Annotated in this window: 7 protein-coding genes; 3 read left to right on the top strand and 4 right to left on the bottom strand. The window is 69.9% G+C overall.

The window, feature by feature from the left end:
- The 4 genes from ACZ45E_RS02440 to ACZ45E_RS02425 all read right to left on the bottom strand — a co-directional run bounded on the left by ACZ45E_RS02440 (nucleotide 1) and on the right by ACZ45E_RS02425 (nucleotide 4,794).
- Nucleotides 1–963 (bottom strand): ABC transporter permease, encoded by a 963-nt coding sequence (locus ACZ45E_RS02440; protein WP_468215474.1) that lies wholly within the window; start codon nucleotides 961–963, stop codon nucleotides 1–3.
- Nucleotides 956–2,500, bottom strand: a complete 1,545-nt coding sequence (locus ACZ45E_RS02435) for a sugar ABC transporter ATP-binding protein (protein ID WP_468215472.1) — start codon at nucleotides 2,498–2,500, stop codon at nucleotides 956–958. The genes ACZ45E_RS02440 and ACZ45E_RS02435 overlap by 8 nt, the downstream gene beginning before the upstream one ends.
- Nucleotide 2,501: 1 nt before the next feature.
- The gene (locus ACZ45E_RS02430) at nucleotides 2,502–3,608 is read right to left on the bottom strand and encodes an ABC transporter substrate-binding protein (RefSeq protein WP_468215470.1); all 1,107 of its coding nucleotides are present in this window, start codon (nucleotides 3,606–3,608) and stop codon (nucleotides 2,502–2,504) included.
- Nucleotides 3,609–3,780: 172 nt separating this feature from the next.
- A complete protein-coding gene (locus ACZ45E_RS02425; RefSeq protein ID WP_468215468.1) occupies nucleotides 3,781–4,794 on the bottom strand; it encodes a LacI family DNA-binding transcriptional regulator in 1,014 nt (337 codons plus the stop codon).
- 194 nt (nucleotides 4,795–4,988) lie between these two features.
- On the opposite strand from ACZ45E_RS02425, the gene ACZ45E_RS02420 reads away from it, so the two are divergent.
- From ACZ45E_RS02420 to ACZ45E_RS02410, 3 genes are all read left to right on the top strand, one after another.
- Complete coding sequence (locus ACZ45E_RS02420) at nucleotides 4,989–7,601, top strand: PA14 domain-containing protein (protein WP_468215467.1); 2,613 nt, start codon at nucleotides 4,989–4,991, stop codon at nucleotides 7,599–7,601.
- An 85-nt stretch (nucleotides 7,602–7,686) separates the two neighbouring features.
- On the top strand, nucleotides 7,687–10,107 hold the full coding sequence (locus tag ACZ45E_RS02415) for an RICIN domain-containing protein (protein WP_468215465.1): 2,421 nt from the start codon (nucleotides 7,687–7,689) through the stop codon (nucleotides 10,105–10,107).
- Nucleotides 10,108–10,208: 101 nt separating this feature from the next.
- Complete coding sequence (locus ACZ45E_RS02410) at nucleotides 10,209–12,545, top strand: GH92 family glycosyl hydrolase (protein ID WP_468215463.1); 2,337 nt, start codon at nucleotides 10,209–10,211, stop codon at nucleotides 12,543–12,545.
- The last annotated feature ends 94 nt before the right edge of the window (nucleotides 12,546–12,639 follow it).

The raw sequence follows: 12,639 nt of genomic DNA, 5'->3' as shown, positions 1-12,639 counted from the left end.
TCATCGCTTCCCCCGTTCCCTGGCCGCGTAGACGGCGAGCACGATCACCACGGCCTGGGCGATCTGCGTCCACGACGGCGGCAGGTCGTGCTTGATGAGCGTGGCCGTGAGCAGTTGGATGAGGACCGCGCCGGCGACCGTGCCGCCGATGCGTACCCGGCCGCCGGTGAGCGGGGTGCCGCCGACCACGACCGCGGTGATCGCGGAGAGTTCCATCAGGTTGCCGAGCGACGTCGGGTCGCTCGCGGTCAGGCGGGCGGTCGCAAGGACACCGGCCGTCGCGGCCAGCAGACCCGAGACGACGTAGACGAGGATCAGCACGCGGCGCACCGGGAGCCCCGCGAGCTTCGCGGCCGGACGGCTGTCGCCGATCGCGAGGAGCTGGCGGCCGAACGTGGTGCGCCGCACCACGAACGCGACGAGCAGCGCGAGCGCCGCCGCGATCAGTACGAGGTAGGGGACGCCGAGCAGGTCGCCGGTGCCCAGTGAGCGCAGGCCCGGGTCGCGGACGTCCTTGAGCTGCGGCAGCAGGACCAGGGCGAGGCCCCGGCCCGCGACCATCAGCGCCAGCGTGGCGACGATGGGCTGGACGCCGATGAACGCGATCAGCGCCCCGTTCGCGACACCGACGAGGGCGCCGCCGATCAGCGCGGCGATCAGCGCGACCCACACCCCGTAGCCGAGGTAGAGGGAGACCAGCGAGGTGGCGAGCGCCATCACGGAGCCGACCGACAGGTCGACGCCCTCGGTGCCGATCGCCAGCGCCATGCCCAGGGCGACGATGAGCACCGGCGCGACCTGCACGGCCTGCGTACGGAAGTTCTCGGCCGACAGGAAGTGCGGGGTGAAGGCGATGTTCGCCACCAGCAGGACGGCGACGCCGAGATAGACGCCGTACTCCTGGAGCAGGCGCAGCAGCCGGGCGCGGTCGACGCCGGCCCTGCCCAGCGACAGGTCAGTCAACGGACGGCCCTCCTACGGGAGTCGCGGCGATGGCGCGCATCAGTCGGTCCTCCGTGACCGCGTCACCGGTGAGCTCGGCGACCACCGCGCCGTCCTTGAGGACGACGACCCGGTCCGAACCCTCGATCAGCTCCTCCGGGTCCGAGGAGATCAGCAGCACGGCGAGGCCGTCGTCGGCCAGTTCGTCGATGAGCTTCTGGACCTCGGCCTTCGCGCCCACGTCGATACCGCGCGTCGGTTCGTCGAGCAGCAGCACCTTGGGGTTCATCGCGAGCCAGCGGGCGAGCAGCACCTTCTGCTGGTTGCCGCCCGACAGCTCGCCCACTTTCTGGTGGGTCCCCGCGGACTTGATGCGCAGCCGCTTCACGAACGTGTCGACGACGCGGTCGATGCGCGCCTCGTCGACGAGCCCGAAGCGGGAGAGGCCAGGCAGCGCGGCGAGCGCGATGTTCTCGCGCACCGAGAGACCCGGCACGATCCCCTCCGCCTTGCGGTCCTCGGGCAGCAGGCTGATGCCGGCGCGGATCGCCGCGGGCGTGGAACCCGTACGCACCGCGGCGCCGGCCACCGTGACCCGCCCGCCGTCCGTGGGCAGCGCGCCCGCGATCGCCTTCGCGGTCTCGCTGCGCCCCGATCCGAGGAGTCCGCCGAGGCCGACGACCTCCCCGGGCCGCACGTCGAGCGAGACCCCGTGCAACTGGTGACGTACCGTCAGGCCCTGCGCGCGCAGGATGGGTTCGGAGGCCGCGTCGTGCTCGCCGGAGAACTTGGTGAGGCCCTCGTCCTGTACGTCGCCGATGTCGCGGCCCAGCATGAGCGAGACCAGGCGCAGCCGGTCGAGGTCGGCCAGCCGTCCCGTGTGCACGACCTTGCCGTCACGCAGCACGGTGACCGCGTCGCACACCTCGTACAGCTCGTCGAGGCGGTGGCTGACGTAGACGACGGCGATGCCGCGCTCGCGCAGCATGCGGATCACGCCGAAGAGCGTCCGCACCTCGCGCGGCTCCAGGGACGACGTCGGCTCGTCCATGATGACGACCTTCGCGTCGACCGAGACCGCGCGGGCCAGGGCCACCATCTGCTGGGCGCCGATGCCCAGTTCACGCAGCGGCCGCTGCACGTCCACGCGGACGCCCAGCTCGCGCAGGGCCGCGTCCGCCTCCCGGTTCATCCGCCGGAAGTCGATCAGGCCGAGCCTGCCGCGCGGCTCGCGGCCCAGGAACAGATTGCGGGCCACGCTCATCAGGGGGACGAGGTTGACCTCCTGGTAGATCGTGGAGATCCCCGCGTGCTGCGCTTCGAGCGGGGTGGCGAAGTCGACCTGCCGGCCGTCGTAGGTGAGCGTGCCGGCGTCCGTGTCGGCCTCGGTGGCGGGGTCGGGCCGGTACACGCCGGTGAGCACCTTGATGAGCGTGGACTTGCCCGCGCCGTTCTCCCCGATGAGGGCGTGCACCTCCCCGGCGCGCGCGGTGAAGTCGACTCCGTCGAGGGCGCGCACGCCGGGGAACGTCTTGCTGAGATTCTTCGCCGACAACATGTCAGTACGCCTTGTTCAGGTCCGTCTTGGCGTTGTCACCGGTGTAGGCGCTGTCCTTGATGACGATGTCCTGGCCGACCTTGTCGCCCTGGGTGAAGGAGTCCAGGGTCTGGAAGGCGAGCGGGCCGAAGCGCGGGTTGGACTCGATGACGCCGGAGATCCAGCCGTCGACGATGCCCTGCACCGCGTTGCGGGTGCCGTCGACCGTGACGATCTTGACGGCGCCGGCCTTCTTGCCCGCGCTCTTGAGCGCGTTGACGGCGCCCAGGCCCATCTCGTCGTTCTCGGCGTAGACGCCGGTGATGTCGGGCTTGGACTGGATGAGCTGCTCGGTGACCTGCTGGCCCTTCTCGCGGGCGAACTCGCCGGTCTGCTTGAAGACGACCTTCAGCTCGGGTGCCTTCTCCTTGATCCGGTCCTCGAAGCCCTTGGTGCGCTCGGTGGTCACGTTGTTGCCCGCGGCGCCGAGCAGGATCGCGAGGGTGCCCTTGCCGCCGGTGGCCTCGATCATCTGGTCGGCGGCGCGCTTGCCCTGCTCCACGAAGTCCGAGCCGATGAACGAGACGTAGTCCTTGCAGGCCGTCGCGTTGATCTTGCGGTCGACGGTGACGATCGGGATGTGCTTGGCGCCTGCCGCGCGCAGCACGGGCTCCCAGCCGTCGGAGTTGAGCGGGGCGATCACCAGCAGGTCCGCGCCCTTGGCGATGAGGTCCTGGACGTCGCTGATCTGCTTGGAGAACTGCGACTGGGCGTTGGCCGTGAGCAGTTTGACCCCGCGCTTCTGTGCCTCTGCCTTCAGGGAGGCCGTCTCCGCGATGCGGAACGGGTTGGCTTCCTTCTCGGACTGCGAGAACCCGACCGTGGCGCCCTTCAGGTCGAGCTTCTTGCCGCCGAACGCGGAGATGTCGCAGGTGTCGCCGGTGCCGGGGGAGGCCACCTCCTGACCGGCGTTCGCATCCTGCGCTGCTGAACTCCCCTGGTCGGAATCGGAGCTGTCGTCCTCGGACTTGGCGCATCCGGTGGCGAGCGCGAGGCCCGCGACGAGGCCGGCGGCGAGCAGGGCCCGGGCGGAGGTACGGCTGCGACGAGGAAGTGCGGTCTGCGTCATGTGGTGGTCCCCAAAACGGCACGGCCCGGCGCGTGAACGCGCTGACGGGGTGGATGTGTTCGACCGGTCGGAACGGCGGTACAGGGGAGGTTTTTACATCGTTGGAAGGAGGCTGTAAAGGCCCCGCGCAGCTACTCGTGCCCGCGTACCCGGCCCGCAGCCGCCCGGACGGTCAGCGGCGGCCGAGGGTGCTCTCCCGCTCGATCAGCCGGTACGCGGCGGTCAGTTCACGCCCCGAACGCTCCTCGGGACGCGCCAGACGGTGCAGCAGCGACTCCACCGCGAGCCGGGCGATGGCCTGCTTGTCCGGCGAGATCGTGGTCAGCGTGACCGCCCCGAACCGGCCCTCCGCGATGTCGTCGAAACCGACCACCGCCACGTCCCACGGCACCCGAAGACCCCGCTCGTGCAGCACCCGCATCGCACCGATCGCGACCAGGTCGTTGTAGGCGAACACGGCGTCGGGGCGCACCCCCGAGTCCAGCATCCGCGCCATCGCCTCGGCCCCGTCGCCCCGGTCCCAGCCGCCGGTCGCCCCCACCTGCGTGTCCGGCGCGGGCAGCCCCGCTTCGAGCAACTCCGCACGCCAGCCCGCCAGTCGAAGATGCGCGGGCTGATTGGCCGAATCGGTGCGCTCGCCCAGATACGCGATCCGGGTGCGGCCCCGCCCGAGCAGATGGCGTACGGCGGTGCGGGCGGCGGAGACGTTGTCGATGGCGATGTGGTCGTAGGGCACGTCGTACTCGCGCTCGCCGAGCAGCACCAGCGGCACATCGTCGTCCCGGCCGCGCAGGTCCTCCGCCTCCAGCTCCAGCGGACTGAGGATCAGCCCGTCGATCACCCGGGCCCGGAAACCCTGACTGACCAGGACCTCCTGCTCGCGCTCGCCCCGGGTGTGGTCGAGCAGCACCGTGACATCGTGCTCGGCGGCCGCGTCGATCACCGCGCCGGCGAGCTCCGCGAAGTACGGGTTGCCCAGCTCCGGGACGGCGAGCGCGATGATCCCCGTGCGCCCTTTGCGCAGGTGGCGGGCGGTGAGGTTCGGGCGGTAGCCGAGCTCGTCGATGGCGAGCTGGACGCGGGCGCGCATGGCGGGCGTGACGTGCTGGTAATTGTTCACGACGTTCGAGACGGTCTTGATCGAGACGCCCGCGCGCTCCGCGACATCCTTGAGGCTCACCCGCACGGAATCTCCTTCGGCCCGGCGCGCCCGCTCACGGGGTGCGCGTGTCATGCCCCTGGACAGCGCGCCGGATGGCGTGCTGTCATGCCAACTGCCGTTCCTTCCAACGTTGTACAGACGAGTTGTACCGACTAGAGCGGCGAGCCGCCACCCTTCCTCGACGTGTTCCACAGGACGCGTCCGGCACTGGAGGATCCGTGCGCACCAGAACCCTCAGACGACTTGGCCGACATCTGGCCCCGCTGCTCACCGCGGCACTCGGTCTCACCGCACTCACCGTGGCACCGTCCGCCACGGCCGCGGACGAGCCGGTCGTGCCGCATGGGCTCAAGGGCGAGTACTACACCCAATCCGCCCCGGGAGCCTTCGACTTCGACGAGTTGAAGGCCACCGGGTTCGATCCGCAGATCGACTTCGGCAGCCTGGACTCCCGGCTCCAGTCGGCGACCGGCAGTGGCGACGACGCGAACGTCCGCTGGACCGGAGAACTGGTACCGGAGAAGACCGGTCTGACAACGTTTTCCATCACCGGGGACAACGGTTTCCGGCTCTGGGTCGACGACCAGCTGGTGGTCGACCACTGGGTCGACGACTGGGACAAGGAACAGACTTCCCAGGCCGTTCAGTTGACCGCGGGTCAGGCGGTCAACTTCAAGGTCGAGTACTTCGAGCACTACGGCGGGTCCAACCTGCACGTGCGCTGGACGGAGCCGGGCGAGCAGAAGGAGGCGATCCCCTCCTCCGCGTTCCGGGTCCCCGACGACTGGGCGTACGACGGCGCGATCGGCACCACCGTGCTCGGCGACGGCCGCACGCTCAAGCTCGACTTCGCCCAGAAGCTCTCCGCCGTGCCGAGTGAGGTCAACGACCACCTCACGGCGGTGATCGGCGGCGCCAAGTGGCCGCTGAAGAGCGTCGAGGCCGACCCGAAGGACCCGCGGGCGCTCCTTGTGGGCCTGGCGGAGCCCGTCGTCGGCAACAAGGACGGTGACGCGCCGGGCCTCGCGGACGTGAACTACGACGGCAAGGGTGGCCTGGTCGGCAGCGACGGCACGGCCGTCGGCTCGTTCTGGTCCAGCGGGCCGAACCACTCCACGCACCAGCTGTCCACCAAGTGGGGCGACGACGTCACCCCCAAGAACGCGCACCGCGAGTACCCGCGGCCGCAGCTGACCCGCTCCGACTGGCAGAACCTGAACGGGAGTTGGGAGTTCGCCGCCGCCAAGGACGGCGACGCGGTGCCGACCGGCAAGAAGCTCGGCGAGAAGATCCTCGTGCCCTACCCGGTCGAGTCCCAGCTCTCCGGGATCGAGCGGCACGAGGACCGTATGTGGTACCGCCGCACGTTCACGGTCCCCAAGGACTGGAAGGTCGGCAAGGGCGAGCGGCTCCGGCTGAACTTCGGCGCCGTCGACTGGAAGTCCGAGGTCTACGTCAACGGCAAGAAGGTCGCGGACCACAAGGGCGGCTACGACAAGTTCAGCGCCGACATCACCGACGCGCTGAAGCCGGGCCGCACCCAGGAGCTGATCGTCGGCGTCTACGACCCGACCGACGCGGCGAACGGTGAGAACCCGCCGATGGGCAAGCAGCGCCTGGACCCGAGCGGCATCTGGTACACCCCGTCGTCCGGCATCTGGCAGACGGTCTGGATGGAGCCGGTCGCCAAGGACAGCGTCACCGACCTGAAGCTGACGCCGGACGTCAAGAACGGCAAGCTCGCCGTCGAGACCACGGGCGTGAAGGCCGGCCTGCCGGTCACCGCCACGGCGTACGCGGGCAAGCGCAAGGTCGGCAGCGTCACCGGCGTCTCCGGCAAACCGCTCACCCTCAAGATCGACAAGCCGCACCTGTGGACCCCGGACGACCCGTTCCTCTACGACCTCAAGGTGAGCGTCGGCAAGGACCGCGTCGGCAGCTACTTCGGGATGCGCTCGATCGCCGTCGAGCAGGTGAACGGCACCCCGCGCACCGTCCTCAACGGCAAGCCCACCTTCATGATGGCCACCCTCGACCAGGGCTTCTGGCCGGACGGCCTGCACACCGCGCCCAGCGACGAGGCGCTCGCGTACGACCTGAAGATGCACAAGCAGATGGGCTTCAACTCCGTCCGCAAGCACATCAAGGTCGAACCCGACCGCTGGTTCTACTGGGCCGACAAGCTGGGCCTCCTCGTCTGGCAGGACATGCCGGCGATGACGGCCGGGGTGAACCCGTCCACCGCGGCCCGCGCCGAGTTCGAGCGCGAGATGAAGATCATGATCGACCAGCACGCCAACCACCCGTCGGTCATCATGTGGGTCACTCTCAACGAGGGCTGGGGCCAGTACGGCGAGGCGCGCCTCGCCGACCAGGCCAAGTCCTGGGACCCGACACGCCTGGTCAACTCGATGTCCGGCATCAACCTGGGCCGTGACGGCGGCACCGGCGACATCCTCGACGAACACGGCTATCCCAGCCCGGCGCTGCCACCGCACCCCGACGGCAAGCGGGCCCTGGTCGCGGGCGAGTACGGCGGCCTCGGCCTGGCGGTACCAGGACACGCCTGGTCGGTCCAGCAGTCCTACGTCGACGTGGACCCGGCGACGTACACGGACGACTACCTCACCAAGCTCGACGAGGTGCACGCGCTGGCCTGCAAGGGCGGCAACGGCGCCGTCTACACGCAGATCTCCGACGTGGAAGGTGAGCTGAACGGGCTCATCACCTACGACCGCAGGGTCGTCAAGCCGGACGTGAAGCGGGTGCACGACGCCCAGGAGGCGCTGATCAAGGACGCCTCCCAGGCGACCGTGCAGAACTGCGTCTGATCCCTGACGTCCCCGGGGGCGGGCCCGTACACCGGGCCCGCCCCCTTCTCATCGGCTCCAACCACCTACGTGAGGGAGCAAGTTGATGACCGTGACACGACGTGGCGTGCTCCAGACCGGCACCGTGGCCGCCGCCGCGGTGCTCGGCAGCAGCGGCGGCACCGCGAGCGCGAGCGCGGCCCCGGCCGCCGCGACCGCCGCCCGAGCCGGGATCGCCCCCGACGCCTTCACCCGCCTCCCCGTCGGTAGCATCACCGCCCGCGGCTGGCTCGTCGAACAGCTCAGGCTCCAGCTCGCGGGGCTCTGCGGCCGCTACGAGGAGAAGTCCCACTTCCTCTCGATGGACACCAGCGGCTGGGTCCATCCAGAACTGAGCGGCTGGGAAGAAGTCCCCTACTGGCTACGGGGGTTCGTGCCACTCGCGATCGCCACCCGGGACGCCGACGCGCTCGCCACCAGCCAGCGCTGGATCGACGCCATCCTCGCCACGCAGGATCCCGACGGGTTCTTCGGCCCGCGCGCCCTGCGCACCTCGCTCAACGGCGGCCCCGACTTCTGGCCGTTCCTGCCGCTCCTCATGGCCCTGCGCACCTACGAGGAGTACACCCACGACGCGCGCATCGTGCCGTTCCTCACCCGCTTCCTGCGCTACATGGAGGCGCAGGGCAAGGGCGCCTTCGACAGCAGCTGGGTCTCCGTGCGCTGGGGCGACGGCATCGACACCGCGCGCTGGCTGTACGACCGCACCGGCGACGCGTTCCTGACCAGCCTCGTCGAGAAGATGCACCACTACGGTGCCGACTGGACCGGCGCACTGCCCACCCCGCACAACGTGAACATCGCCCAGGGCTTCCGCGAACCCGCCCAGTACGCCCAGTGGGCGACCGGTGGCGCCGCCGACCTGGTGCGGGCGACGTACCGGACGTACGACGAAGTCCTGCGCGAATACGGCCAGTTCCCCGGCGGTGGCATCGCCGGGGACGAGAACGTCAGGCCCGGCTTCGGCGACCCGCGCCAGGGCTTCGAGACCTGCGGCATCGTCGAGTTCATGACCAGCCACGAGCTGCTGACCCGCATCACCGGCGACCCGGTGTGGGCCGACCGCTGCGAGGACCTCGCCTTCAACATGCTGCCCGCCTCCCTCGACCCGCAGGGCAAGGGCACCCACTACATCACCAGCGCCAACAGCGTGAGCCTCGACAACTCCCGCAAGACACAGGGGCAGTTCCAGAACGGCTTCGCCATGCAGTCCTTCCGGCCGGGCGTCGACCAGTACCGCTGCTGCCCGCACAACTACGGCATGGGCTGGCCCTACTTCACCGAGGAACTCTGGCTGGCCACCCCGGACGGCGGGCTCGCCGCCGCCCTGTACGCGGCCTGCGAAGTGCGGGCCGAGGTGGGCGCCGACGCCGTCCCCGTGACCGTACGGGAGGAGACGGACTACCCGTTCGACGAGACGATCACGCTGACCGTGCACGTGGAGCGGCCCGTCGACTTCCCGCTGCGACTGCGCGTACCCGGCTGGTGCGACCGGCCGCGCCTCGCCGTCAACGGCCGTACGGTGAACGCGAATCCGGGGCCGTCCTTCGCCGAGATCCGCCGCACCTGGCGCGACGGCGACCGCGTCACCCTGCGCCTGCCCCAGCGCACCACCCTGCGCACCTGGAGCGGCAACCACGACAGCGTCAGCGTCGACCATGGGCCGCTCACCTACTCGTTGAAGATCACCGAGAAGTACGTCCGCACCGGCGGCGACGACACCTTCCCCGAGTACGACGTGCAAGCAGCCTCCACCTGGAACTACGGCCTCGTACCCGGCAGTTCGCCCGCTCTGCGACGGAGGCCCGGGCCGCTGCCCGCCAACCCGTTCACCCTCGACGGCACCCCCGTCACGCTCGCCGCGCGGGCCCGGCGGCTGCCCGAGTGGATCGCGGACGACGAACACGTCGTGGCGCCGCTTCAGCCCAGCCCGGCCCGCAGCAGGGCGGGCGTCGAGACAGTCACGCTGGTGCCCATGGGCGCGGCGCGCCTGCGCATCACGTCCTTCCCCACGGTGGGCCCCGACGGCGCCCCCTGGACGCCGGAGCCCCCGTACCGGCGCGTCCAGAACAAGCACAGCGGCAAGGTCCTCGCCGTCGACTCCATGTCCACCGCGGATGACGCGCGGGTCGTGCAGTTCGACAACTCCGGCACCGGTGACCACGCCTGGCAGCTGCTCGACGCGGGCGGCGGCAAGCTGCGTATCCGCAACGGTCAGAGCGGCAAGTACCTGTCCGTGCGGGGGAGTTCCACCGCCGACAGCGCCTGGGTGGTCCAGTACGCGGACGACGGGCGGCCGGACCTGCTGTGGACCCGGGTGGACAAGGGCGACGGGTGGTTCCTGCTGCGCAACGAACACAGCGGCAAGGTGCTCGGCGTGGACGGGATGTCCACGGCGAACAGTGCCCAAGTGGTGCAGTTCGCCGACAACGGGACGGAGGACCATCTGTGGCGTCTGACGTCTTGACGGGCCATCGGGACGCACGAAGAATGAGCGCGCTCCCTGACAACGTTGTCGAAAGGCGCACGATGACAAGGCGTACGACCCGTACGAGGAGAAGGCCGACGATGGGCAGAAGCACCCGCCGGGCGCTGGGCGTGCTCGGAGCGGCCGTGCTGTTCGGCACGGGGCTCGCGGCACCGGTGGCGCAGGCGGCCGCCCCCGCGAAGGACCGGCTGACCGATCTGGTCAACCCGTTCATCGGCACCGAGAACGAGGGCAACACCTACCCGGGCGCCGCCGTGCCCTTCGGCATGGTGCAGTTCTCGCCGGACACCGGGCACAACACCGGCTACGACTACTCCGAGAACCACATCCGCGGCTTCTCCACGGTCCACATCTCCGGCGTCGGCTGCGGCCTCGGCGGCGACCTGCCGGTGCTGCCGACGACCGGGGACATCACCAGTACCGACAACGCGAAGTACGCCGCCGAGTTCAGCCACGACGACGAGACGGCCTCACCCGGCTACTACAAGGTCGGGCTGAGGACGGGCATCGACGCCGAGCTGAGCGCCACGAAGCGCACCGGCGTCCAGCGCTACACCTTCCCGGCCACGGACAAGGCCAACGTCCTGATCAACGCGGGCCAGTCGCTCCACAAGAGCCTGCACACCAAGGTCGAGATCCTCGACGACCACACCGTGCGCACCGCCATCACCGGCAGCGGTTTCTGCCAGGACACCAAGGCGTACACGCTCTACACGGTCACGAAGTTCGACCGCCCCTTCACCACGTCCGGCACCTGGAAGGGCGACACGGTCACGGCCGGCTCGAAGACCTCGGCCGCGGACGCCGAACGCAACGGCGCCTACGTGCGCTTCGACACCAGCAAGGACCGCACCGTCGAGGCGACCACCGCGATCTCCTACGTCGACGCCAAGGGCGCGGACCTCAACCTCCGCGCGGAGGGTGGCCGTTCCTTCGACAAGGTGCACCGCGCCGCGACGGCCGCGTGGGAGGACCGGCTCGGCGACGTGCGCGCCCAGGGCGGCGGCGAGACCCTGCGGCGCACCTTCTACTCCTCGCTGTACCGCTCGTTCCTCGCGCCGAACATCGGCAGCGACGTCGACGGGCGCTACACCGGCTGGGACCAGAAGACCCACCGCGCCGACGGCTTCACCTACTACCAGAACTGGTCCCTGTGGGACACCTACCGCACCCAGGCGCAGCTCCTGTCGCTGCTCGCGCCGCATGAGTCGCGGGACATGGCACTGTCGGTCATCCAGATCGACAAGGACAGCGGCTGGCTGCCCAAGTGGGGCTACGGCACGGTCGAGACCAACATCATGACCGGCGACCCCGTGACCCCGTTCCTCACCAACGCCTATCAGCAGGGGCTGTTGAAGGGGCATGAGGAGGACGCCTACCGCGCGCTGAAGAAGAACGCCGACGGCGTGCCGCCGACCGACTCCGCCCCGGTGGGCCGCGAGGCCAACAAGGAGTACCTGGCCGACGGGTTCGCGCCGTACATCAAGGACCGGGCGCACGTGAAGCCCGGTGACTCGGACTACGACCACGGTGCCTCGGCCACCCTGGAGTACGCGCTCTCCGACGCCATGCTCGGCCAGATGGCCAAGGAGCTCGGCCACAAGGCCGACGCGAAGCGGTACGCCGAGCGGGCGCAGAACTACCGGAAGATCTTCGACGCCTCGACCGGGTTCTTCCGCGCCCGCGACGCCTCCGGCGCCTTCACCGGGCCGGCCGACCCCGCGCGGAGCGAAGGGTTCCACGAGGGCACGTCCTGGCAGTACCAGTGGCTCGTGCCGCAGGACCTGCCCGGCATGGTCGGTCTGATCGGCGGCACGGACGCGGCGAACAAGCGCCTCGACTCCTTCTTCGCCTACGACCAGCTGGTCGCCGACCCCGCGAAGACCGCCCGCGAGGTGTGGGTCAACGGTCCGTACGACTACTACAACGCGGACAAGTACAACCCGCAGAACGAGCCCGATCTGATCGCCCCGTACACCTACCTCTCGACCGGGCAGCCGTGGAAGACCACCGACGTGGTGCACGCCGCGCTGACCCTCTTCACCGACGCCCCGACGGGCATGACCGGCAACGACGACCTGGGCACGATGTCCGCCTGGAACGTCCTGTCGTCCATCGGCATCTTCCCGGTGCAGCCCGGCACCGACACCTGGGGCCTGTCGACGCCCGTCTTCGAGCGGGTCGACCTCACGCTGGACCGCCGCTACTACCCGCGGGGGAAGCTGACCGTGAAGGCGCCCGGCACGTCGGACGCCGACCGGTACATCCAGTCGGCGCGGACGGACGGCGCCGCGTACGGCAAGACGTATCTGACGACGGAGGATCTGCGCGGGCTGCGGAACCTGTCCTTCACGGTGGGCGGCGAGCCCTCGCGGTGGGGGACCGGGGCCGACGCGGCGCCGCCGGCGCTGAAGTGACGTATTGAACAGTGCCCTTGCGTCACACGAGACCCGCCTCTCCCGGAGAGGCGGGTCTTCATCAGGTGTTAACTCAACGTGCCTAGATCGTACT

Source organism: Streptomyces sp. NPDC030991 (assembly GCF_055571235.1).
The sequence above is the reverse complement of the archived record's forward strand: the minus strand, read 5'-3'. Positions and strand labels throughout refer to the sequence as shown.